General features: G+C 65.3%; 22 protein-coding genes and 1 pseudogene. 11 read left to right on the top strand and 12 right to left on the bottom strand.

Annotation, left to right across the window (positions count from 1 at the left end; all coding sequences use genetic code 11):
• Nucleotides 1-67 precede the first annotated feature (67 nt).
• Nucleotides 68-976, top strand: a complete 909-nt coding sequence (locus ABIB95_RS31530; protein ID WP_354245228.1) for an NAD(P)-dependent oxidoreductase — start codon at nucleotides 68-70, stop codon at nucleotides 974-976.
• Between the two features lie 12 nt (nucleotides 977-988).
• Here ABIB95_RS31530 and lysA read toward each other — a convergent pair whose 3' ends face one another.
• From lysA to argH, 3 genes are all read right to left on the bottom strand, one after another.
• Nucleotides 989-2,254 carry a diaminopimelate decarboxylase gene (lysA, locus tag ABIB95_RS31525; protein WP_354245225.1) on the bottom strand — a complete coding sequence of 422 codons (1,266 nt, stop codon included), beginning with the start codon at nucleotides 2,252-2,254 and terminating at the stop codon, nucleotides 989-991.
• A 23-nt stretch (nucleotides 2,255-2,277) separates the two neighbouring features.
• On the bottom strand, nucleotides 2,278-2,571 hold the full coding sequence (gene lptM / locus ABIB95_RS31520) for an LPS translocon maturation chaperone LptM (RefSeq protein ID WP_063985789.1): 294 nt from the start codon (nucleotides 2,569-2,571) through the stop codon (nucleotides 2,278-2,280).
• Between the two features lie 93 nt (nucleotides 2,572-2,664).
• Entirely contained in the window at nucleotides 2,665-4,062 is a 1,398-nt protein-coding gene (gene argH, locus ABIB95_RS31515) for an argininosuccinate lyase (RefSeq protein WP_354245222.1), read from the bottom strand.
• A gap of 112 nt (nucleotides 4,063-4,174) precedes the next feature.
• On the opposite strand from argH, the gene tlpA reads away from it, so the two are divergent.
• Nucleotides 4,175-4,840 (top strand): thiol:disulfide interchange protein TlpA, encoded by a 666-nt coding sequence (gene tlpA / locus ABIB95_RS31510; protein WP_354181462.1) that lies wholly within the window; start codon nucleotides 4,175-4,177, stop codon nucleotides 4,838-4,840.
• 10 nt (nucleotides 4,841-4,850) lie between these two features.
• Here tlpA and ABIB95_RS31505 read toward each other — a convergent pair whose 3' ends face one another.
• The 6 genes from ABIB95_RS31505 to ABIB95_RS31480 all read right to left on the bottom strand — a co-directional run bounded on the left by ABIB95_RS31505 (nucleotide 4,851) and on the right by ABIB95_RS31480 (nucleotide 8,963).
• Nucleotides 4,851-5,045, bottom strand: a complete 195-nt coding sequence (locus ABIB95_RS31505; RefSeq protein ID WP_014491648.1) for a hypothetical protein — start codon at nucleotides 5,043-5,045, stop codon at nucleotides 4,851-4,853.
• A 237-nt stretch (nucleotides 5,046-5,282) separates the two neighbouring features.
• Nucleotides 5,283-6,164: a 3-hydroxybutyryl-CoA dehydrogenase gene (locus ABIB95_RS31500; protein ID WP_063985792.1), complete on the bottom strand. Its 882-nt coding sequence runs from the start codon at nucleotides 6,162-6,164 to the stop codon at nucleotides 5,283-5,285.
• A gap of 210 nt (nucleotides 6,165-6,374) precedes the next feature.
• Complete coding sequence (locus ABIB95_RS31495; RefSeq protein ID WP_354245219.1) at nucleotides 6,375-7,319, bottom strand: electron transfer flavoprotein subunit alpha/FixB family protein; 945 nt, start codon at nucleotides 7,317-7,319, stop codon at nucleotides 6,375-6,377.
• Nucleotides 7,319-8,068: an electron transfer flavoprotein subunit beta/FixA family protein gene (locus ABIB95_RS31490; RefSeq protein WP_071909337.1), complete on the bottom strand. Its 750-nt coding sequence runs from the start codon at nucleotides 8,066-8,068 to the stop codon at nucleotides 7,319-7,321. Before ABIB95_RS31490 ends, ABIB95_RS31495 begins: the two co-directional genes overlap by 1 nt.
• A gap of 125 nt (nucleotides 8,069-8,193) precedes the next feature.
• The gene (locus ABIB95_RS31485) at nucleotides 8,194-8,766 is read right to left on the bottom strand and encodes a cob(I)yrinic acid a,c-diamide adenosyltransferase (protein ID WP_014491644.1); all 573 of its coding nucleotides are present in this window, start codon (nucleotides 8,764-8,766) and stop codon (nucleotides 8,194-8,196) included.
• A 2-nt stretch (nucleotides 8,767-8,768) separates the two neighbouring features.
• Nucleotides 8,769-8,963 carry a twin transmembrane helix small protein gene (locus ABIB95_RS31480; RefSeq protein WP_015688858.1) on the bottom strand — a complete coding sequence of 65 codons (195 nt, stop codon included), beginning with the start codon at nucleotides 8,961-8,963 and terminating at the stop codon, nucleotides 8,769-8,771.
• Nucleotides 8,964-9,204: 241 nt separating this feature from the next.
• Here ABIB95_RS31480 and ABIB95_RS31475 point away from each other — a divergent pair, with 241 nt between their 5' ends.
• Nucleotides 9,205-10,098, top strand: coding sequence for a YihY/virulence factor BrkB family protein (locus tag ABIB95_RS31475; protein WP_071909336.1), 894 nt, complete (start codon nucleotides 9,205-9,207; stop codon nucleotides 10,096-10,098).
• Here the strand turns inward: ABIB95_RS31475 and ABIB95_RS31470 are convergent.
• Together ABIB95_RS31470 and gluQRS are read right to left on the bottom strand one after the other, a co-directional pair.
• A complete protein-coding gene (locus ABIB95_RS31470; RefSeq protein WP_063985796.1) occupies nucleotides 10,025-11,299 on the bottom strand; it encodes an ATP-binding protein in 1,275 nt (424 codons plus the stop codon). The two genes, ABIB95_RS31475 and ABIB95_RS31470, sit on opposite strands and share 74 nt — an antisense overlap.
• Before the next feature lie 103 nt (nucleotides 11,300-11,402).
• A complete protein-coding gene (gene gluQRS, locus ABIB95_RS31465; protein ID WP_354245214.1) occupies nucleotides 11,403-12,275 on the bottom strand; it encodes a tRNA glutamyl-Q(34) synthetase GluQRS in 873 nt (290 codons plus the stop codon).
• 224 nt (nucleotides 12,276-12,499) lie between these two features.
• Here gluQRS and ABIB95_RS31460 point away from each other — a divergent pair, with 224 nt between their 5' ends.
• A complete protein-coding gene (locus tag ABIB95_RS31460; protein ID WP_354245266.1) occupies nucleotides 12,500-13,216 on the top strand; it encodes a DNA-3-methyladenine glycosylase family protein in 717 nt (238 codons plus the stop codon).
• Here ABIB95_RS31460 and ABIB95_RS31455 read toward each other — a convergent pair.
• Nucleotides 13,151-14,020 (bottom strand): annotated as a pseudogene (locus ABIB95_RS31455) (LysR family transcriptional regulator); the annotation flags it as partial. The gene ABIB95_RS31460 and the pseudogene ABIB95_RS31455 sit on opposite strands and share 66 nt — an antisense overlap.
• Nucleotides 14,021-14,199: 179 nt before the next feature.
• On the opposite strand from ABIB95_RS31455, the gene ABIB95_RS31450 reads away from it, so the two are divergent.
• From ABIB95_RS31450 to ABIB95_RS31420, 7 genes are all read left to right on the top strand, one after another.
• Nucleotides 14,200-15,174, top strand: a complete 975-nt coding sequence (locus ABIB95_RS31450; protein WP_354245211.1) for an NAD(P)H-dependent flavin oxidoreductase — start codon at nucleotides 14,200-14,202, stop codon at nucleotides 15,172-15,174.
• 50 nt (nucleotides 15,175-15,224) lie between these two features.
• On the top strand, nucleotides 15,225-16,400 hold the full coding sequence (locus tag ABIB95_RS31445) for an ABC transporter substrate-binding protein (RefSeq protein ID WP_354245208.1): 1,176 nt from the start codon (nucleotides 15,225-15,227) through the stop codon (nucleotides 16,398-16,400).
• Between the two features lie 74 nt (nucleotides 16,401-16,474).
• Complete coding sequence (locus ABIB95_RS31440; protein ID WP_354245205.1) at nucleotides 16,475-18,001, top strand: acyl-CoA synthetase; 1,527 nt, start codon at nucleotides 16,475-16,477, stop codon at nucleotides 17,999-18,001.
• Nucleotides 18,002-18,099: 98 nt separating this feature from the next.
• Entirely contained in the window at nucleotides 18,100-19,185 is a 1,086-nt protein-coding gene (locus ABIB95_RS31435) for a DUF2855 family protein (RefSeq protein ID WP_354245202.1), read from the top strand.
• A gap of 77 nt (nucleotides 19,186-19,262) precedes the next feature.
• Nucleotides 19,263-21,038 (top strand): flavin-containing monooxygenase, encoded by a 1,776-nt coding sequence (locus ABIB95_RS31430; protein WP_354245199.1) that lies wholly within the window; start codon nucleotides 19,263-19,265, stop codon nucleotides 21,036-21,038.
• A 129-nt stretch (nucleotides 21,039-21,167) separates the two neighbouring features.
• A complete protein-coding gene (locus tag ABIB95_RS31425) occupies nucleotides 21,168-22,145 on the top strand; it encodes a peptidyl-alpha-hydroxyglycine alpha-amidating lyase family protein (protein WP_354245197.1) in 978 nt (325 codons plus the stop codon).
• Between the two features lie 220 nt (nucleotides 22,146-22,365).
• The gene (locus ABIB95_RS31420; protein ID WP_063985805.1) at nucleotides 22,366-22,923 is read left to right on the top strand and encodes an HNH endonuclease; all 558 of its coding nucleotides are present in this window, start codon (nucleotides 22,366-22,368) and stop codon (nucleotides 22,921-22,923) included.
• Nucleotides 22,924-22,966 lie beyond the last annotated feature (43 nt).

The following is a 22,966-nucleotide window of genomic DNA, read 5'->3' as shown; positions in this document are numbered from 1 at the left end:
TGCCCCGGGACGACGAACGTAAAATGTGACCCCGCTCTCACGAACAACAACAAACAAAGGAAACACCATGCACATCGGATTCATCGGCCTCGGAAACATGGGTTTCCCGATGGCGCGGCGGCTGATCGAGGCGGGGCACAAGCTCGTCGTGTTCGACACCCGCAAGGAGGCCGTCGACAAGCTCGTGGCGCGCGGCGCCACCGCTGCAACCTCGCCGAAGGACGTTGCCGACCAGGTCGAGACGGTCATGGCGAGCCTGCCCTCGCTGCAGGCGTCGCTCGAGGTCGCGACGGGAGCGAACGGCGTGATCGAAGGGAGCCGCGCCAGGCGCTTCATCGATCTCTCCACCGTCGGCTCGACGATGGCGGCGAAGATCCACGGCCTGCTGGCGAAACGCGACATCGTGCAGATCGACTGCCCCGTCTCCGGCGGCGTCGGCGGCGCCGAGAAGGGCACCCTGGCGGTGATGGTCTCAGGGCCCAAAGCCGAGTTCGAGCTGCTCAAGCCCGCGCTCGACGTGATCGGAAAAGTGTTCTTCATCGGCGAGAAGCCGGGCGCGGCGCAGACCATGAAGCTCGCCAACAATTTCCTGTCGGCGACCGCGATCGTGGCAACCTCGGAAGCGGTGGTGATGGGCGTCAAGGCGGGGCTCGATCCCGCGGTGATGATCGACGTCATCAATGCCGGCTCCGGCATGAACACCGCGAGCCGCGACAAGTTTCCGCGCGCGGTGCTGCCGCGGACATTCGACTTCGGCTTCGCCACCGGATTGATGGTGAAGGACGTGCGGCTGGCGCTGGAGGAGATGAAGCAGCTCGGCCTGTCGATGGAGGTCGCCGACGCGGTCGGACGACTATGGGAGACCGTGATCAGCGCGGAAGGTGCCGAGTCCGATTTCACGGCGGCGATCAAGCCGATCGAGAAGAAGGCGGGCGTTGTGGTTGGCGGAACGAAGGGTGGATTGGCCGGGAAATAGCCCCTCAATCCCTCACAGCCACGGCGCCGGCGTATCCATCGCGATCAGCTGCTCGACCTCGATGCGCGGGCGCACCACGGCGTATTGATCGCCCTTCACCAGCACTTCCGGCACCAGCGCCCGCGTGTTGTAGGTGCCGGCCTGCACCGCGCCATAGGCGCCCGCGGTCATGATGGCGATGAGATCGCCGGGCTTCGGCGTCGGCAGCGTGCGATCCAATGCGAGATAGTCGCCGGTCTCGCAGACCGGGCCGACGACGTCGGCCATGATCGTGGCGGCGCCCGCGGCCGGCTGCGTCACCGGCAGAATGTCGTGATGCGCCTCGTACAGCGTCGGGCGGATCAAATCGTTCATAGCGGCGTCGATGATGACGAAGTTCTTGCCGTCGCCGTGCTTCACATAGATCACCCTGGCGACCAGGATGCCGGCATTGCCGACGATCATGCGGCCCGGCTCGAACATCAGCGTGCAGCCGAGATTATGGCTGACGCGCTTGACCATGGCGGCATAGGCGTCGGGTGCCGGCGGCGCCTCGCGGTCCATGTAATAGGGAATGCCGAGGCCGCCGCCGAAATCGACATGCGAGATGTTGTGGCCGTCGGCGCGCAACGTCTGCACGAATTCGGAGAGGATGCGGAACGCGGTCTCCATCTTGGAGAGATCGGTGATCTGGCTGCCGATATGCACGTCGGTGCCTGTGACCTCGATGCCCGGAAGTTTTGCGGCGCGCGCATAGACCTCGCGGGCATAGGCGATCGGAATGCCGAACTTGTTCTCGGACTTGCCGGTCGAGATCTTGGCGTGTGTGCCGGCATCGACGTCGGGATTGACGCGCACGGAGATGCGCGCGGTCTTGCCCATCTCGGTCGCAAGCCGCGACAACAGCTCGAGCTCGGGCTCGGATTCGACGTTGAGGCAGAGGATGTCGGCGGCCAGCGCGGCGCGTAATTCGGTTTCGGTCTTGCCGACGCCGGAGAACAGGATCTTGCTGGCGGGGATGCCGGCGGCCAGCGCGCGCTTCAATTCGCCGCCGGAGACCACGTCGGCGCCGGCCCCGAGCTTGGCCAGCGTGCGCAGCACCGACTGGTTGGAATTCGCCTTCATGGCGTAGCAGACCAGCACCTTCTCGCCGGCGAAGGCGTCGGCGAAGACGCGGTAGTGCCGCTCGAGCGTCGCGGTCGAATAGCAATAGAACGGCGTACCGACGGTTGCGGCCAGCTCGGACAGGTTCACGGCCTCGGCGTGCAGCACGCCGTTGCGATAGTCAAAATGGTTCATGGCGTCGGCTCAGCTATCCCGGCTCATTTTTTGCCGGGAGGTTCGTCCAGGAGCGGGTCGAGGATAAACGATTTCTTCTTGCCCTTGGCCGCGGCAGGCGCTGCGTCCGCACCGTAGCCGGGATTGAACACGCTCGGCGTCCTCTGGGCTTCGGTCTCGGTGTCGGTTGGAGCTGCGACATTGGCCGTGGATGCACTGGAGGCGGTCGGCGGCAGATCCAGCGGGCCCTTGCGGCCGCAGCCGGCAAGCGCGAGCGCCGTCAGGCTCAAGACAATGATGGCCCACCCCGAGCCGGCCGGGCGAAACTTTGACGTCACGACGAAATCCCCACTACGCGGGCCGCACCATACAGAGATTGGCACGCTCTGGCGAGAGCCGGATGATCATGAAACATAAGCGAAATTTTGCCCTCAGCCCAATTTTCGCTCTTTTTCCAGCCGCTTCGCCCACGCCTTGGCCTGCGACGCCACGTTCTTCGGCGCGGTGCCGCCGAAGCTGGTCCGGCTCTTCACCGACGATTCGACCGAGAGCACGCCGAGCACGTCCTTGGTGATCTTTGGCTCGATCGCCTGCATCTCCTTCAGCGGCAGCTCGTGCAGCGCCACGCCGCCCTCGGCGGCCTTCGCCACGATACGGCCGGTGACGTGGTGGGCGTCGCGGAACGGCATCTTCAGCGTCCGCACCAGCCAGTCGGCAAGGTCGGTCGCGGTGGCATAGCCCTCGCCCGCCGCCGCCCTCATCTTCGCTTCGTCGGGCATGAGATCGCGGACCATGCCGGTCATGGCGCGGATCGCGAGCGACAGGGCGGCAAAGCCCTCCATCGCGCCCTGCTTGTCCTCCTGCATATCCTTTTGATAGGCGAGCGGCAGGCCCTTCATCACGATCAGGAGGCCGTTGAGCGCGCCGATGACGCGGCCGGTCTTGGCGCGCACGAGCTCGGCGGCATCCGGATTGCGCTTCTGCGGCATGATCGAGGATCCCGTGGTGAACTTGTCGCTGAGGCGGATGAGACCGACCAGCGGCGAGGTCCAGATCACGATCTCCTCGGCAAAGCGCGACATGTGCACGGCGCAGATCGAGGCCGCCGACAGCGTCTCCAGCACGAAGTCGCGATCGGAGACCGCATCGAGCGAGTTCGCCATCGGGCGGTCGAAACCGAGCGCTTTCGCGGTGGCGTGGCGGTCGATCGGGAACGAGGTGCCGGCGAGCGCGGCGGCGCCGAGCGGCGATTCATTGAGCCGCTTGCGGGCGTCCTGGAAACGGCCGCGGTCACGCGCCGCCATCTCGACATAGGCGAGCAGATGATGGCCGAAGGTCACGGGCTGCGCGGTCTGCAGATGCGTGAAGCCGGGCATGACGGTCGCGGCGTGTTCGAGCGCGCGATTGACCAGCGACGCCTGGAACGCGGCGAGCGCGGCGTCGGTCTCGTCGAGCACGTCGCGGACGTAGAGACGGAAATCGGTCGCGACCTGGTCGTTGCGCGAACGCGCGGTGTGCAGCCGGCCGGCGGCGGGGCCGATCAGCTCGGACAGGCGGCTCTCGACGTTCATATGGATATCTTCGAGGGCACGCTTGAACGTGAAGCCGCCCTTGCCGATCTCTGACAAAATCGTGTCTAGACCCTTGCCGATATTTTTCGCATCAGAGCCCGTGATGATGCCCTGCGCGGCAAGCATCGCGGCGTGCGCCTTGGATGCGGCAATGTCCTGGGCAAAGAGGTGACGATCGACGTCGATGGAGACGTTGATCTCTTCCATGATCTCATCGGGACGTTCCGAGAACCGGCCGCCCCACATCTTGTTGCTCATGATCCCCTGCTCACGCCTTGCTTGCCGCTGCTGCTGCTGCACGTTTGCTGGCCGGAGCCAGCCGTATTAAGAGGCCCCTGATAGCCATATCTGCGACCGGATGACAAACGATATGCTCGACAAGACGCCCTCCGCCACGCGCCGGATCCCCCTCGTCATCGCCACCGTGGCGATCGGTGGGCTGGCCGGCTTCGCCGCGCTGTACGGGCTGGGCCTGAACCGGGCGCCCTCAGGCGATCCGGCCTGCCGGGCCGCGGTGGCAACGGCGCAGAAAATCGCCCCCCTCGCCCATGGCGAATTGGCCGCCCTGACCATGGCGAGCGCGCCGCTAAAACTGCCCGACCTGGTCTTCGAGGACGCCGACGGCAAGCCGAAGAAGCTGTCCGATTTCCGCGGCAAGACGCTGCTGGTCAATCTCTGGGCCACCTGGTGCGTGCCCTGCCGCAAGGAAATGCCGGCGCTGGACGAGCTCCAGGGCAAGCTTTCGGGCCCGAATTTCGAGGTGGTGGCGATCAACATCGACACCCGCGACGCCGAGAAGCCCAAGACGTTCCTGAAAGAGGCCAATCTGACCCGGCTCGGCTATTTTAGCGATCAGAAAGCCAAGGTTTTCCAGGATCTTAAAGCCATAGGCCGGGCCCTGGGCATGCCGACCTCGGTGCTGGTCGACCCGCAGGGCTGCGAGATCGCGACGATCGCGGGGCCGGCGGAATGGGCGAGCGAGGACGCGCTCAAGCTGATCCGGGCTGCGACGGGCAAGGCCGCCGCGTCGCTCTAGGCGGTTTGTCTTAAGCGGTGACGTTGAGGTTGCCGCCGACGCCGGCGCCGACATTGGCGAGCGAGGGCTGACCAGCGCCGAGCAGCGTCAGGACGGTGGATTTCTCCGCGTCCGCATTCTGCTTCATCAGCGTCGCCGTGATATTCGACTGCAGCGCGCCTTGCTGAGCGGCCAGCATGGTGCTGACCATCGCCATCATGTCCATTACGCAAACCCTCTTACCGGGCGCAGCCTAGGGGCGAGCGGTTAACGCGACATGAATTGTCACGGTGCGGATGCACGGCCGGAGGGCGATAGCGCCGTAGGGTGGGCAAAGCGGCTTGTCCGCCGTAGCTCGAAGAGCGAAGGCGGAAGCGTGCCCACCAATTTCCACCGCATCATTGGAGAGATGGTGGGCACGGCGCCTTGCGCCTTTGCCCACCCTACGGCACCGGAAATTGGATCAGCGCGTCGGAACCGGCTTGGCGCCCCGGTAGTCGTAGAAGCCACGCTGGGTCTTGCGGCCGAGCCAGCCGGCCTCGACGTATTTCACCAGCAGCGGGCACGGGCGATATTTGGAGTCGGCGAGGCCCTCGTGCAGCACCTGCATGATCGACAGGCAGGTATCGAGGCCGATGAAATCGGCGAGCTCGAGCGGGCCCATCGGATGATGCGCGCCAAGCTTCATCGCCGCGTCGATGGCCTCGACATTGCCGACGCCTTCATACAGCGTGTAGATCGCCTCGTTGATCATCGGCAGCAGGATACGATTGACGATGAAGGCCGGGAAATCCTCGGAGACCGCGACCTGCTTGCCGAGCTTGGAGACGAATTCCTTGGACGCCTCGAAGGTCTGGTCGTCGGTGGCGATGCCGCGGATCAGCTCGACCAGCTCCATCAGCGGTACCGGATTCATGAAGTGAATGCCGATGAAGCGCTCGGGCCGGTCGGTGGCGGCGGCTAGCCGCGTGATCGAGATCGAGGAGGTATCGGAGGCGACGATCGCCTCCGGCTTCAGCACCGCGCAGAGCTCGTGGAAGATCTTGCGCTTGACCTCTTCCTTCTCGACCGCGGTCTCGATCACGAGGTCGCAATCGGCGAGGTCGTCGAGCTTCTCGGCGAGCTTGATGCGCGCCATCGCCTTGGTCTTGTCGTCCTCGCTGACGGCCTTCTTGGAGACCTGGCGCGCCAGATTGCCATTGATGGTGGCCATGCCCGACTTGAGCCGGTCGGCCGAGACGTCGTTGAGCACCACGTCGAAACCGGCCAGCGCCGCGACATGCGCGATGCCATTGCCCATCTGACCCGCGCCGATCACGCCGACCTTCTTGATCACTGCCGCCATAATGTCATCCACCGGAACGGCGCGCAGATCGCGCCTGCCTCATCCCCCGAGCCGGGAGGTCCGATTTAATCAGAAACTCGATTAGATCAGAATCCTGGCTCGAAACCTAGATTGGATCGCTTCCCCGGCGTGCCCCACGCCAAAGAAAACGCCTTGAAAAAGAAAAACCGGCCGGAGTGTACCACTCCGGCCGGTGTTTTTAGCGCGTTTTTACTTGCCGAGCTTGGCAAGCGCTTCGGTGAGCTCAGGAACCGCCTGGTAGAGGTCGGCGACCAGGCCGTAATCGGCGACCTGGAAGATCGGCGCGTCCTCGTCCTTGTTGATCGCGACGATCACCTTGGAGTCCTTCATGCCGGCCAGATGCTGGATCGCGCCGGAAATGCCCACCGCGACATAGAGCTCGGGGGCCACCACCTTGCCGGTCTGGCCGACCTGCCAGTCGTTCGGCGCATAGCCGGCATCCACCGCCGCGCGCGAGGCACCGACGCCGGCACCGAGCTTGTCGGCGAGCGGCTCGATGTACTTGGCGAAGTTCTCGCGGCTCTGCATGGCACGGCCACCGGAGACGATGATCTTGGCCGAGGTCAGCTCGGGGCGGTCGCTCTTGGCGACTTCCTCGCCGACGAAGGACGACAGGCCCGGATCGGCCGCCGCAGCGACGTTCTCGACCGCGGCGCTGCCGCCTTCACCCGCCGCCGCAAAGGTCGAGGTGCGCACCGTGATGACCTTCTTGGCGTCCTTCGACTTCACCGTCTGGATGGCGTTGCCGGCATAGATCGGGCGCTCATAGGTGTCAGGGGCGACCACCTTGGTGATCTCGGAGACCTGCATGACGTCGAGCAGGGCTGCGACACGCGGCATCACGTTCTTGAAGCGCGAGGTCGCGGGCGCGACGATCGCGTCATAGCCGGACGCCAGCGAGACGATCAGCGCGGCCAGCGGCTCGGCGAGATCGTGGGCGTAGGCCTCGCCCTCGGCAAGCAGCACCTTCTTCACACCGGCAAGCTTGGCGGCAGCATCCGCCGCAGCCTTGGCGTTCTGGCCGGCCACCAGCACGTCGACATCCGCGCCGAGCGCGGCAGCCGCGGTCAGGGCCTTGTTGGTCGCGTCCTTCAGCGACGCATTGTCGTGTTCGGCAATCAGAAGCGTCGTCATCAGAGCACCCCGGCTTCGTTCTTGAGTTTCGACACCAGCTCGGCGACGTCCTTGACCTTGACGCCCGCCTTGCGGCCCGCCGGCTCCGTCGTCTTGAGAACCTCGAGACGCGCGGCGACGTCGACGCCGTAATCGGCGACGGTCTTCTCCGCGATCGGCTTCTTCTTGGCCTTCATGATGTTGGGCAGCGAGGCATAGCGCGGCTCGTTGAGACGGAGATCCGTGGTGACGATCGCCGGTCCCTTCAGCTTGACGGTCTGCAGACCGCCGTCGACTTCGCGGGTGACCTTGAAGTCAGAACCTTCGACCTCGAGCTTCGAAGCAAACGTCGCCTGCGACCAGCCGAGCAGCGCGGCCAGCATCTGACCGGTCTGGTTGCTGTCGTCGTCGATCGCCTGCTTGCCGAGGATGATCAGGCCGGGCTGCTCTTCGTCGGCGATCTTCTTCAGAATCTTCGCGACCGCGAGCGGCTCGACGGTGCCATCAACCTTCACCAGGATGCCGCGGTCGGCGCCCATGGCGAGACCGGTGCGGATCGTCTCCGAGGCCTGCGCCGGTCCAATGGAAACCACGACGACCTCGGTGGCCTTGCCGCCTTCCTTCAGGCGCAACGCTTCCTCGACCGCGATTTCGTCGAACGGGTTCATCGACATTTTGACGTTGGCGAGTTCAACGCCCGATCCATCGCCCTTGACGCGGACCTTGACGTTGTAATCAACCACCCGCTTTACCGGCACCAAGACCTTCATCGATCCTCTTTCACTCAATATGGGAGGGGGGTTATCAACTGGCGCGGAACCTAAAGGCCTGATCCGGCCCGGTCAACGCGCGACAGGGCCAAATTTTAGACCTTAGAAATATCGACCTCAATGGGTCAGCGATTCTGGCCCGGAACCCAGAGCACGTCGCCGGCACCATTATGGTTGGCGGCACGGCTGGCAACGAACAGGAAGTCCGACAGGCGGTTCATATACTGGATGCCAGCAGCGCCCACGGGCTCGCCGGGCCGGGCCGCCAGTTCCACCATCACGCGTTCCGCCCTGCGGCAAATCGTACGGGCAACGTGGAGGTAGGCGGCGGCCGGCGTGCCGCCCGGCAGCACGAAGGAGGTGAGCGGCGCCAGCTTGTCGTTGAGCGCGTCGATGTCGCGTTCGAGCCGCTCGACCTGGCTTGCCACCACCCGCAGCCGCTCGGCCTTGCCTTCACGCTCGGGCACCGCGAGGTCCGCGCCGAGGTCGAACAGATCATTCTGGATGCGGCCGAGCATCGCGTCGAACTCGGGCATGTCATGGGTGTGGAGCCTGACAACGCCGATCGCGGCATTGGTCTCGTCCACGGTGCCATAGGCTTCGATGCGCAGATCGTATTTCGGACGGCGCTCGCCCGTTCCGAGCGCCGTCGTGCCGTCGTCACCGGTCTTCGTATAGATGCGATTCAGCGTGACCATTCTTAACGCCCCATCGCCCAGACTGCGAGCATGGCAACCACGATCGCCACGAACTGAAGCAGCACGCGCCAGCGCATCAGCTTCTGCGAGGTGTTTGGCGAGCCGCCGCGCATCATGTTGACGAGACCGAGCAGCAGCACCACCGCCACGGCGCCGGCCGCTACCGGCAGGATGAAAGTACTCAGGAGAGATGCCATTTGGGGTAGATAACACCGTGCTTGCGGATGCGCCATGGTGCCGCGGCAGCCGCCGCCGTCATTCCGGGGCGATGCGAAGCATCGAGCCCGGAATGACGGCGGGGGCGCTTCGCGATCTGGCTTTTAGGTCAATAATATCAGATGGTAGTGCGATGATTTCTGGTCTGCGCCAATTGCCCGGCTTTTTCGCCTCTCCCCGCGTACGGGGCGAGCGAGCGGCACCTGTCGTGTAGGTGGGCGCGTGAGGGCAATCCGCACCATCTACGTCGTCGTGGAAGACGCCTTCTACACCTTCCTCGCCGACGACGGCTGGGCGATCGCGAGCCATATCGCGCTGTCGACGCTGATGGCGCTGTTCCCGTTCCTGATCGTGCTGACCTCGCTCGCCGGCTTCTTCGGCTCCAAGGAACTTGCCGATCAGGCCGCAAGCCTGATGCTTCAGGTCTGGCCGAAGCAGGTCGCCGATTCGATCTCGGGGGAAGTCCACGACGTTTTGACCACGACCCGCACCGGCGTGCTGACGATCGGCGCAGCGCTGTCGGTGTATTTCGCCTCCAATGGCGTCGAGGCGCTCCGCGTCGCGCTGAACCGCGCCTATGCGGTGGTGGAGATGCGGCGCTGGTATTGGTTGCGCCTTGAATCGATCGGCTACACGCTGGTCGCGGCCTTCACCGCGCTTGCCATGGCGTTCCTGATCGTACTCGGACCGCTCTTCATCGAGGCGGCGCGGCGCCATATCCCGCTGGTCGTCGAGTCCAACGAGAGCATCCTCACCTGGCTGCGCTACGGCATCACCGTGGGTGCGCTGGTGGTGGCGCTGATCATCCTGCATGCCTGGCTGCCGGCGGGACGGCGCGCCTTCCTCCAGATCCTGCCCGGCATCGTCTTCACCATCGTGGCATCGCTGATCTCGGGCATCGTGTTCGGCCAATATCTGGCGCGCTTCGCCAACAACTACGTGACGATGTATGCGGGGCTCGCCTCGGTGATCATCGCGCTGGTGTTCCTGTATTTCATCGCCGCGATCTTCGTCTACGGCGGCGAGCTCAACGCCGCGATCATCAAGTCGCGGCTTCCTCACGGCGTTTCGCTTCAAGCAGCGCAGTCGCTAAAGCGCGCGGAGACACAGGCTTGACCAGGAAGGCGTCGGCGCCGGCCTCGCGCGAGGCCGCCTCGTCCTCACCACGGCCGGACACGCCAATGATGGGGATCTGAGCCAGCGGCGCCGGCATGGTCCGGATCCGCCTGATGGCCTCGACGCCGTCGATGCCGGGCAGCACCATGTCCATCAGCACCGCATCGAACGCGCCCTGCGCGAGCCGGTTCACTGCATCCTCGCCGCGCCCGATGAACTCGGCATGGTGGCCGAGCTCGGTCAGGATGGTGTTGAGCACGACGCGGCCGAACGGATTGTCCTCGACGCTGAGCACGCGCAGCGCGGCCATCGCATCCGCCTCGGCTTCGCCCTTCGACTTGCGGGACTTACGCGATTCCGTCGCGTCGAGCGACATGGTCAACGTGAAGGTGGCGCCGCCGCCGCGCCGCGGGGCGACCGTGATGTCGCCGCCCATCGCGCGCGCCAGTTGCTTGACCGAGGAAAGGCCCAAGCCGGCGCCGCCGAAGCGCGAGGCGATGGTGACATTGGCCTGGGTGAAGGGGCGGAACAGCCGCTTGATCTCGGCCATGGTCAGGCCGATGCCGCTGTCGGACACCGCGAAGGCGACGCCGACCTTGCCCTTCGCCTTGTCTCTGGCCTTGCCTTTGGCGGGACGCCAAGGCGCGACCGCGAGCGCGACACCGCCCTGCTCGGTGAACTTGACGGCATTGTCGATCAGGTTCTCGAGCGCGGCGCGCAGGCGGACGGAATCGCCGACCACCAGCCCCGGCAGCTTCTCGGAGATATCGACCTGCGCCTGGAGGCCCTTGGCCGCGGCGCGTCCGGCGAGCGAATCGCCGGCACTGCGGGCGAGCGCGCGCAGATCGAACAAATCCTGCCGCAAGGCACTTCCACCCTTGCCCGCCCCCTTGCCGGTCCTGGCGGCATCGACGAACAGGGTGGCAAGGCTCGCCAGATGCTCGGCACCGGCCTTGATGGTGTCGGCCCAGCGCCGCTCGCGCTCGCCGAGATCGGAGGTGGCGAGCAGGTCGCTGATCGCGAGAATGCCGGTCAGGGGGGTACGGACCTCATGGGCGAAAGCGGCGAGCGCGGCCTGGACCACGTCCGGCGCCACGGCCTTGGCGCTGCGCTTGCGCAACCGGCCGGTCGCCCCGGACCGCTTCCGAGGCGGTCGCCTGGACGTTCGCGTGGTGCGCGCTGAGCGCGTTTTCGCCGCCATGAATCCCTTCGAAGGGTCCCCTTCGATCCCCAGGCTCTCAAGCAAGCATCGCACGGCGGAACCCCCGGAGTCACGGCGACGTTTTGCTAACCCCCAGAGAAACTTAACCTAATCCCACCAACCGGCGGACGCCGGCGGGCGTGGCGCCGGCAGCGCGCAACTCGCGCAGGCCGGTCGAGCGGTCCGATTTCGACAACTTCCGGCCCGCCTCGTCCAGAATCAGGGCGTGGTGGCGATAGGCGGGTTCCGGCAGATCGAGCAGGACCTGGAGCAGGCGGTGAACCGAGGTGGCGTGAAACAGGTCCTGCCCCCGCACGACCTCGCTGATGCCCTGAAGCGCGTCGTCGACGACGACGGACAAATGGTAGCTGGTCGGTGTCTCCTTGCGGGCCAGGATGACGTCGCCCCAAGCCTCGGGCCGCGCGGGGACGGTACCATGCTCGCCGTCGGGGCCCACGCCCAGCTCAGTCCACCTCAGGCCGGCGGCGCGCCGGCAGGCGGCCGCCATGTCGAGCCGCAGCGCGTAAGGCACGCCAGATGCAATGAGCCGGTCGCGCTCGCCGGCCGACAGCGATCTGGCGTCACCCGGATAAAGCGGCGCGCCATCGGGATCGCGCGGCCATGGCCCGGCGGCCTCGCGCGCGGTCACGAGCCTGGCGATCTCCGCCCGGCTTTCGAACGCGGGATAGACGAGACCAAGTGCGGAGAGTTTTTCGAGCGCGGCGCGATAAACCGCGAGATGCTCCGACTGCCGCCGCACCGGCTTCTCCCAGGCAATGCCGAGCCAGGCGAGGTCGTCATAGATCGCCGCCTCGAACTCCGGCCGGCAGCGCGTCGCGTCGATATCCTCGATTCGCAGCAGCAGCAGCCCGCCGGTCTCGCGCGCGCGGTCGAAGTTGAGCAGCGCCGAATAGGCGTGGCCGAGATGCAAGAGGCCATTCGGGCTGGGGGCAAATCTGAAAACGGGTGGCGCCATGCGGTGAAACTCGTCATGGCCGGGCATAGCCGTCCGAAGGGACGGCGTCGCTTCCGCTCGCCTATGTCCCGGCCATCCACGTTCTTCGGTGCGATACAGCGATCGTGTCAAGTCGCGGACAGATACGAACACTGTCACCCATGCTAGACATGTCGTGTGGTTAGAGAGACGTGGATGGCCGGGTCAAGCCCGGCCATGACGCCGGAGAGAGTTTGCCGACCCATATGACCATCCACCTCGAAACCCAGTCCGACCTCGAAGAGGCCGTCCACGCGCTGATCAAGCGCGACCCGCGCCTCAAGCCCGTGCTCGAGATCGCCGGCATGCCCGCCTTGCGGCGGCGTGAGCCGGGTTTTACGGGGCTCGCCCACATCGTTTGCGGGCAGCAGCTCTCCACGGCGAGCGCCGCGGCGATCTGGGGACGGCTGTCCGCCGCGTTCGATCCGTTCGACCATGAGGCCGTGAGCCGCGCCCGCACCGACCGGCTGGGACGGCTCGGCCTGTCCGCCGCCAAGATCAAGACGCTGAAACATCTCGCGCGCGAGATCAATGCGCAGCGGCTGAACCTCGACGTGCTCGCCGAGGAAGACGCCGAGGCCGCGCACCATACGCTGATCGCGCTGCCCGGCATCGGGCCATGGACGGCCGACGTCTATCTGCTGTTCTGCCTCGGGCACGGCGATGCCTGGCCGGCCGGCGACATCGCCGTGCAGGAGGGGATCAAAGTTGGCCTGGGCCTTCAGGCGCGGCCGACGGAGAAGCAGATGGCGCCGCTCGCCGAACCCTGGCGGCCGCTGCGCGGGGCAGCCGCGCATCTGTGGTGGAGCTATTATCGCGTGATCAAGAAGCGCGAAGGTGTCATCAGCAACCAGCTCGCGATCGGCGCGGGCGCATTCGGCCACGAAGTCGATGACGGCGCGCACCGCAGACAACTCGACTAGATCGGGATGGGCGAGCAGCCAGAGGTCGGCGACGCTGACGAGTTTCTGCGGCGCGACGCGCACGAGGTCCGGATAGCTCTCCGCGACGAAGCAGGACAGCGCAGAGATGCCGATTCCGGCGCGCACCGCCGCCAGCATGTCGCCCTGCGACGAGCAGCGCATCACCATGGTTCCTTGGCGGGTGATCGCGTTGCTCCAGCGCGCGAGCTGCGCGTTCGAATCCTGGTCGGCGAAGCCGATGACGCTGTGCCCCTTCCACTCGCCGCTCCGCTCCGGCAGAGAGCGGCCCGCGGCATAGTCGCGCGAGGCATAGAACCCGGTGCCGAGACGGCCGATCTTGCGGCCGACCAGGTTTTCCTCGCCGCTGTCGACCGGGCGCAGCACGACGTCGGCCTCTCGCCGGCGCACGCTGGCCGGAAACGGATGGGTAATGATCTCGAGCCGGATGTGGTCATGCGCGCCGAGAAACGATCGCAGCCGCGGCATCAGCCAGTGCGAGGCCAGCGTCGCGCCGATCGACAGCTTGACCGTGCCACGCGCCTTGCGACCGCCGGCGCCAACGGCGGCTTCGGCGCGGAGCGCGGCAGCCGCCATCGCCTCGGCATGCTCTCGCAGCGTACGTCCATCGGCGGTGAGCACGAAGCCATCGGCGGCCCGCGCCAGCAGCTTGGTGCCGAGCTGCGCCTCCAGCGCCGCGATCTTGCGGCTGACGGTCGGATGGCTGGCGTGCAGACGTTTTGCCGCCGCAGTGAAGCTGCCGGTGTCGGCGACCGCGACGAAGGTCTTGCAGAGATCCCAATCCACGCCGGCTCCGTACAAATCTGAATATCCGCTTGTTCAATATTGAACGATCCCCTGCCCGCCGTCCAACCCTATAGTGGGGTCAAACACGCCAGCGGCGGACACCCCGCCGACGCGACAAGCGACATGGAAGCGCTCACCCCGGCCGGCAGGCTGGCGAAGTGCTTTGTCAGGAGGATCGGATGGCACTGCCCGCTCTGCTCAAGAACAATCTGGAGCTGCCCGTGGTCGGCTCGCCCCTGTTCATCGTCTCCGGGCCGGAGCTGGTGATCGCCCAATGCAAGGCCGGTGTCGTCGGCTCGTTTCCGGCGCTCAACGCCCGTCCGGTGGAAAAGCTCGACGAGTGGCTGAGCCGCATCGAGGACGAGCTCGGCGAATACAAATCGCGCAATCCCGGCAAGAAGGTTGCGCCCTACGCGGTCAACCAGATCTGCCACGCCTCCAACGACCGGCTGATGAAGGACATGGAAACCTGTGTGAAGCACAGGGCGCCCATCATCATCACCTCGCTGCGGCCGCCCGCCGAGATCGTCGAGGCCGCGCACTCCTATGGCGGGCTGGTGTTCCACGACGTCATCAACGTCAAGCATGCGCGCAAGGCCGCGGAGCAAGGCGTCGACGGACTGATCCTGGTGTGCGCCGGCGCGGGCGGACATGCCGGCATGCTGTCGCCCTTCGCGCTGGTGCGCGAGGTCAAGCAATGGTTCGACGGCGCGATCCTGCTGTCGGGCGCGATCAGCGACGGTTTTGGCATCGCCTCCGCGCTGACGCTGGGCGCCGACCTCGCCTATATGGGCACGCGCTTCATCGCGACGAAGGAAGCCAATGCCGACGAAGCCTACAAGTCCGCGCTGACGCAGCACGCCGCGCACGACATCGTCTACACCAACCTGTTCACCGGCGTGCACGGCAACTATCTCGGCCCCTCGATTGCGGCCGCAGGGCTCGATCCAGCCAACCTCCCAGTCGCCGACAAGACGAAGATGAACTTCGGCTCCGGCGGCAACATGAAATCCAAGGCGTGGCGCGACATCTGGGGCTCCGGCCAGGGCATCGGCCAGATCCTGGATGCGCCTCCGGTGGCCGAGCTGGTCGACCGGATGAAGGGCGAATTCGATCAGGCCCGGCAGGATTTCCTGATGCGCGCCAGCGCCTGACGGCTTGGTCGACAAGAAAATTGGACTGAAAAGACAAACGGGAGGACATCATGAAGCTGACAGCCGCGCTGACAGGCCTGTCGTTGCTGACGCTTGCCGCCGGCAGCGCCGGTGCGGACGAGATCCGGATCGGGCAGACCCTGCCCTATAGCGGTCCGGCATCCGGCTTCGGCGCGATCGGACGGACGCAGGAGGCGTTCTTCGAGAAGGTCAACGCGGAAGGCGGCATCAACGGCCGCAAGGTCAAGTTCATCACGCTGGACGACGCCTACTCGCCGCCGAAGACGGTCGAGCAGACCCGCAAGCTGGTGGAGCAGGACGAGGTGCTGATGATGTTCGGCTCGCTCGGCACCGCCACCAACAGCGCCGTGCAGCGTTACCTCAACGCCAAGAAGGTGCCGCAGCTGTTCGTGCTCTCGGGCGCCACCAAATGGGCCGATCCGCAGAAGAATCCCTGGACGATGCCGGGCATGGCGGCCTACGAATCCGAGGGCGTCGTCTATGCCAAGTATATCTTGCAAGCCAAGCCCGACGCGAAAATCGCGGTCCTGTCCCAGAACGACGATTTCGGCCGCGACTATGTCGCGGGCTTCAAGCGCGCGCTCGGGCCCAAGGCCGCCGGCATGATCATCGCGGAAGCGAGTTACGAGACCAGCGCGCCGACGATCAGCTCGCAGCTCTCGACGCTGAAGGCGTCAGGCGCCAACGTGCTGTTTGGCGTCGTGCTCGGCAAGTTCACCTCGCAGATGGTCAAGGGCGTAGCCGAGATCGGCTGGAAGCCGGAGCTGTTGTTCGTGCCCACCTCGGCCTCCTCGATCTCGTTCCTGGAACCGGCGGGCCTGGACAATGCGGTCGGCCTGATCTCGTCGAGCAACCAGAAGGACACGATGGACCCGCAATGGGCCGACGATCCCGGCGTGAAGTCCTATTTCGCGTTCATGAAGCAATACATGCCGACCGCGGATCTCTCGAACTCCAACTATGCGGCGGGCTATCACTATGCCACGCTGCTGATGACGGTGCTGAGCGCCTGCAAGGACGATGTCAGCCGCGACAACATCTTGAAGCAGGCCGCGTCGCTGAAAGAGGTGAAGCTGCCGCTGCTGTTGCCCGGAATGAGCGTATCGACCGGTCCGGACGACTATCTGCCGTTCCAGCAGCTTCAGCTCCGCCGCTTCAACGGCAAGAGCTGGGTGCCGTTCGGCGGCATTCTCGATGACCGTTAGAGTTTTTGTTTGACGCGTTTTCTTGACGCGAACCGGTATCCACTTCGCTTGAAAACGCTTTGAAGGGACGTCCCATGATCATCAGCGGCGAGCGCCGGATCGATTATCCAGACCTCCATGCGCGGATCAGACGGGCCGCAGACGGGATCAGCACGCTCGGCGGGCGCGAGGGCACGCCGGTCGCCATGATGCTGCGCAATGACTTCGCCCTGTTCGAGGTGGTCGCGGCTTCCGCCGCGCTCGGCCGACCGGTGGTGCCGATCAACTGGCACCTGAAGGCCGCCGAAGTCCGCTATATCCTGGCCGACAGCGGCGCCGACATCCTGATCTGCCATGCCGACCTGCTGCCGCAGATTCGCGACGGCCTGCCGGATGGCCTGGCGCTCATGGTCGTGCCGACGCCGCCGGAGATCGCCGGCGCGTTCGACATCCCCGCTGCACTCACAAAGGTGCCGGACGGATTGACCGATTGGGACAAATGGCGGGACGGCCAGGCGGAACTCACCCAGCCGCCACGCCGCGGCGCGCCGATGTTCTACACGTCGGGCACCACAGGCATGCCGAAGGGCGTGCGGCGCATGCCGATGCGCCCCGAGCAGGTCGCGGCCTCCGAGCGCGTCGGGGCGATCGCCTACGGCGTGAAGCCGAACGAGGATCAGGTCGTGCTGATGAACGGCCCGATGTACCATTCCGCTCCGCACTCCTACGGCATGCTAGCCTATCGCAGTGGCTGCACCATCGTGCTGGAACCGCGCTTCGATCCCGAAGACCTGCTGCAACTCATCGAGCGCCATCGCGTCACGCACATGCACATGGTTCCGACGATGTTCGTGCGCCTGCTGCGGCTGCCCGACGACATGAAGCGACGTTACGACTTGTCGTCGCTGCGCTTTGTCGTGCACGGCGCGGCGCCCTGCCCGCCCGACGTGAAAAAAGCGATGATCGATTGGTGGGGAGGCGTCATCAACGAATATTTCGGTTCGACCGAGACCGGGATTCCGGTGTGGCACTCCGCGGCGGAGGCGCTGAAGAAGCCCGGCACCGTTGGCCGCGCCATCGAGGGCGGCATCGTCAAGATCTTCCGCGCCGACGGCAGCCCGTGCGACGTCAACGAACCCGGTGAAATCTACATGCGGCAGGCTTCGGTGCCGGATTTCGACTATCACGGCAAGGCCGAGGCGCGCGCCGAGGCCGGCCGCGACGGTCTCGTCAGCGTCGGCGACGTCGGCTACCTCGACGAGGATGGATATCTGTTCCTGTGCGACCGCAAGCGCGACATGGTGATCTCCGGCGGCGTCAACATCTATCCGGCCGAGATCGAGAACGCGCTGATCGGAATGCCCGGCGTGCGCGATTGCGCCGTGTTCGGCATTCCCGACGCCGAATTCGGCGAGCGGCTCTGCGCCTATGTCGAGCCGGAGCCCGGCGCGACGCTCTCGCCCGCCGCGGTCCAGTCGTTCCTGCGCGAGCGGCTCGCCAATTTCAAGGTGCCGAAGGACGTCGAATTCCGCGACGCGCTGCCGCGCGAGGCGACGGGAAAGATCTTCAAGCGCAAGCTGCGGGAGCCCTATTGGGCGGACCACGCGCGCGCCGGCGCGTAACGAACGGCTGCAAACGGCGTTTTAAACTATGTTGCTGTTGCAAAAGGATCATGGGTGAACGATGAAATGCCGGCGCGGACAAAGCCGGGATCAAAGCCATGACATCGATCGACTTCGTCGTTGCGAAAGATAACCTCGACCAGTGCAAGGTGGTCGCGACCGAGCGTCCCGGCGCGGATGCGCTGCCGACTGACGCCCTGCTCGTCAAGGTCGACCGCTTCGCCTTCACCGCCAACAACATCACCTACGCGGTGATGGGCGACGAGTTGAAATACTGGCAGCTCTTTCCCGCGCCGAACGGTTTTGGCAACATTCCGGTATGGGGCTTTGGCGAGGTGGTCGCCTCCAGGCATCCGAACATCGCCGTGGGCGAGCGCCTGTTCGGCTACTTTCCGATGGCGACGCATCTCGTCATCGAGGCGACCGATGTGAGCAAGCGCGGCCTTCGCGACGGTGCCGCACACCGGCAGGGCGTCGCGCCGGTCTACAACGCCTACGCCCGCGTCAGCGGCGATCCCGCCTACGCCGGCCGGAAGGGCGATTACCAGGCGCTGCTGCGGCCGCTGTTCATGCTGTCGTTCCTGGTCGACGACTTTCTGGCCGAGAACGACGATTTCGGCGCACGCACCGTGCTGCTCTCCAGCGCCTCGAGCAAGACCGCGTTCGGCCTCGCCCATCAGCTGCACACGCGCGGCCGCAAGGTGATCGGGCTGACGTCCGCCGGCAATGCCGGCTTGGTCTCGTCGCTCGGTTGCTATGACGAGGTCGTCAGCTATGACCGCATTACGTCGTTGCCATCGGATGCGCCGGTCGCCTTCGTTGACATGGCCGGCAACAGCGCGCTGCGCGCCGGATTGCATCAGCACTTCGGCGACCGGATGAAATGCTCCGTACGCGTCGGATTGACGCATCGCGCCACAGAGCCCGACGAAGGCGAGCTGCCCGGTGCAAAGCCGCGCTGGTTCTTCGCGCCCGACCAGATCCGCAAACGCGCCAAGGAATGGGGCCCGGGCGGCATCGAGCAGCGCTTCGGCGCAGCATGGTCGGGTTTCGCGCCGCTCCTGGAGAGAAGCCTGACCGTGGTCGAGAGCCGCGGACCCGACGCGGTGCGGCAGGTGTTTCTCGATACCCTGAAAGGGCGTATTCCGCCGGAGCAGGGCCAGATGCTCTCTCTGCTCGGGTAAACCGCTTTCGAGGCCCGTCGAACCGGTATAGCGTCAACCTCAGAGGAAACGCCGCGAAGACGGCCACGAGGTCGCGCATGCTGGACAAGACGAAGGATATTTCCGTCTCGGCGCAAGCCTGGCTCGATGAGTTCGAGCGCTCGCTCGGCAAGCCCGATCCGGCCGCACTCGACCATCTCTTCCTCGCCAACAGTTTTTGGCGCGATGTGCTGGCGCTGAGCTGGAACCTGCAAACGATCGCGGGCCACGACCGGATTGCCCAAGCGCTGAGGGCGCTCGCGCCACGGGCGGCGCCGACCAGCTTCACGATCGCGCCCAACCGCGCGGCGCCGCGCTGGGTCACGCGCGCCGGCACCAGCAATATCGAGATCATCTTCAATTTCGAGACCGTGATCGGTCGCGGCAGCGGCATCGTTCGGCTCGTGCCCGATACCGCCGATGGCGACCGGCTGAAGGCGTGGACACTGCTCACTGCGTTCGATGAGCTCAAAGGGTTCGAGGAGCAGCTCGGCACGTCGCGACCGCGGGGGCAGGCCTATTCACGCGATTTCCGCGGGCCGAACTGGCTCGATTTGCGTAAGGCAGCCCGCGACTACGCCGATCGCGATCCTGCCGTACTGGTGGTCGGCGGCGGCCAGGCCGGCCTTGCGATTGCAGCACGGCTGAAGCAATTGAAGATCGACACGCTGATCGTCGATCGCGAGACGCGGATCGGCGATAATTGGCGCAAGCGCTATCACGCGCTGACCCTGCATAACCAGGTGCAGGTCAATCATTTGCCCTACATGCCGTTCCCGCCGAACTGGCCGACCTACATCCCGAAGGACAAGCTCGCCAACTGGTTCGAAGCCTATGTCGACGCGATGGAGCTGGATTTCTGGACCGGTACCGAGTTCGAGGGCGGCAGCTATGACGACGCGAAGGGCTGCTGGACCGTTACGCTGCGGCGCGCCGACGGCAGCAAGCGCACCATGCAGCCGCGCCATGTTGTGATGGCGACCGGCGTCAGCGGCATCGCCAACGTGCCTGATATTCCGACCCTCGCCAATTTCAAAGGCACGCTGCTGCATTCCAGCCGCTACGAGGACGGCGAGAACTGGACCGGCAAGCGCGCCATCGTGATCGGCACCGGCAACAGCGGCCACGACATCGCGCAGGATCTCTGCTCCAGCGGCGCCGAGGTGACACTGGTGCAGCGCTCGCCGACGCTGGTCACCAATATCGAGCCGTCGGCCCAGCTCGCTTATGCGACCTACAACGAAGGCACCCTCGAGGACAACGACCTGATCGCGACCTCGATGCCGACGCCGCTCGCGAAGAAGACCCATGTGATGCTGACCGAGCAGTCGAAGGAGCTCGACAAGGAGCTGCTCGACGGCCTGCGCAAAGTCGGATTCAAGCTCGACTTCGGCGAGGCCGGCACCGGCTGGCAGTTCAAATACCTCACCCGCGGTGGTGGCTATTATTTCAATGTCGGCTGCTCCAACCTGATCGTCGAGGGCGCGATCGGGCTCAAGCAGTTTGGGGACATCGAGAGCTTCACGGCCGAAGGCGCTCGGATGAAGGACGGCTCGATGATCGCGGCCGACCTCATCGTGCTCTCCACCGGCTACAAGCCGCAGGAATATCTGGTGCGAAAACTGTTCGGCGACGGCGTCGCCGACCGCGTCGGCCCGGTCTGGGGCTTTGGCGACGGCCTGGAGCTGCGCAACATGTACGCGCGGACGAAGCAGCCCGGCCTCTGGTTCATCGCCGGCAGCCTCGCGCAGTGCCGGATCAACTCAAAATATCTCGCGCTCCAGATCAAGGCGATCGAGGAAGGGATTTTGGGGCGTGAGGCGGCCGCCGCTTAAGCCTCGTCATTGCGAGCGCAGCGAAGCAATCCAGGATCTTTCCGCGAAGACAGTCTGGATTGCTTCACTGCGCTCGCAATGACAGTGTAGAGACGATCGCGCCGCTGAAACGAAGAGAAGGAAAAACAAATGCCTGCCATTCTCGGCACCGGCGAGCACCGCTACCGCGTCGTCGACAATTTTGCGAAGCTGCCCGACGGCTGGACGCTGACCGACGTCGCCTCGGTCGCCGTCGACAGCAAGGACCGCGTCTACGTCTTCAACCGCGGGGCCCATCCGATGGTGGTGCTGGATCGCGAGGGCAATTTCCTCCGAAGCTGGGGTGAAGGCCTGTTCTCCCGCGCGCACGGCCTGCACATCGATGCCGACGACAATCTCTACTGCACCGATGACGGCGACCACACCGTGCGCAAATGCACCACCGACGGCAAGGTGCTGCTGACGATCGGCATCCCCGAGAAGCCGTCGCCGTTCATGAGCGGCGATCCGTTCCATCGCTGCACCCACACCGCGCTGTCGCCGAAGGGCGAGATCTACGTCTCCGACGGCTATGGCAATGCGCGGGTGCACAAGTTCACGCCGGACGGCAAGCTGCTCAAGAGCTGGGGCGAGCCCGGCACCGACCCCGGCCAGTTCAACATCGTGCACAACATCGCCGCCGACGCCGACGGTTTTGTCTATGTCGCCGACCGCGAGAACCACCGCGTGCAGGTGTTCGATGGCGAGGGCAAGTACGAGACGCAGTGGAACAACCTGCACCGGCCCTGCGCGCTGTGCTGCTGTGGCGGCGGCAAGAGCCCGACATTCGTAATCGGCGAGCTCGGCCCGGGCCTCGCCGTCAACCGCAAGGTGCCCAATCTCGGCCCGCGGCTGTCGATCGTGGACGCGCAAGGCAAACGCATCGCGCGGCTCGGCGGCGAGGAAGGGCCGGGTGTCGCCAGCGGAAAATTCCTGGCTCCGCACGGCATCGCGCTGGATTCGAAGGGCGACATCTATGTCGGCGAGGTCGGCGTCACCGACTGGAAGACGAGTTTTCCGGACGCGGAGATGCCGGCCGTGGTGCGCGCCACGCGGTGCTTGCAGAAGCTGGAGCGAGTGCGGGAATAGCTGGGCGGGCGAGGCCGCGACGCGCTGTCGGGTCGACCCTGCCTCCCCCGGCGTCGTCCTCGCCCCCCAAATCACGGCGGTTTTGAGCGCTTTGCCACCCCGCCGCCGCATTGCTTGCATCTGAATAAGTCGCTCAACGGGCTTCACAATCCCGTCACGCTGCATGTAGTATGTCAGTACATGCTGCTTCGCAGCGTATATTGGAGGCCGGGAGCGTTACTTGAACGCACATGTCTCGCAAGGCAGTTGGCCGGTGTTGGTGCTGAATGCGGACTTCCGGCCGCTGAGTTACTACCCGCTGTCTCTCTGGTCGTGGCAGGACGCGATCAAGGCAGTGTTCCTCGACCGCGTCAACATCGTCGCACATTACGATCAGGCGGTTCACAGTCCCACGCTGCAAATGCAGCTGCCGAGCGTCGTCTCGCTCAAATCCTTCGTCAAGCCGACCACGCATCCCGCGTTCACCCGGTTCAACGTCTTCCTGCGCGATCGTTTCGCCTGCCAATATTGCGGCTCGCCCGAAGACCTCACCTTCGACCACATCGTCCCGCGCAGCAAAGGCGGCCAGACCACCTGGGAGAACGTGGTCGCGGCGTGCTCGCCCTGTAATCTGCGCAAGGGCAATCTGACGCCGGCGCAAGCAAAGATGTTTCCGCGCCAGAGCGCGTTTGCGCCGACCGTGCACCAGCTCCACCGCAACGGCCGCCTGTTTCCGCCGAACTATCTGCACGACAGCTGGCTGGACTATCTCTACTGGGATACGGAACTGGATCCGTAGGGCGACGCTGTTCGCGCTCGGCCGTTCGTGCGACCTGCTGAAA

Source organism: Bradyrhizobium sp. LA2.1 (assembly GCF_040547725.1).
Lineage (GTDB): Bacteria > Pseudomonadota > Alphaproteobacteria > Rhizobiales > Xanthobacteraceae > Bradyrhizobium > Bradyrhizobium barranii.
The sequence above is the reverse complement of the archived record's forward strand: the minus strand, read 5'-3'. Positions and strand labels throughout refer to the sequence as shown.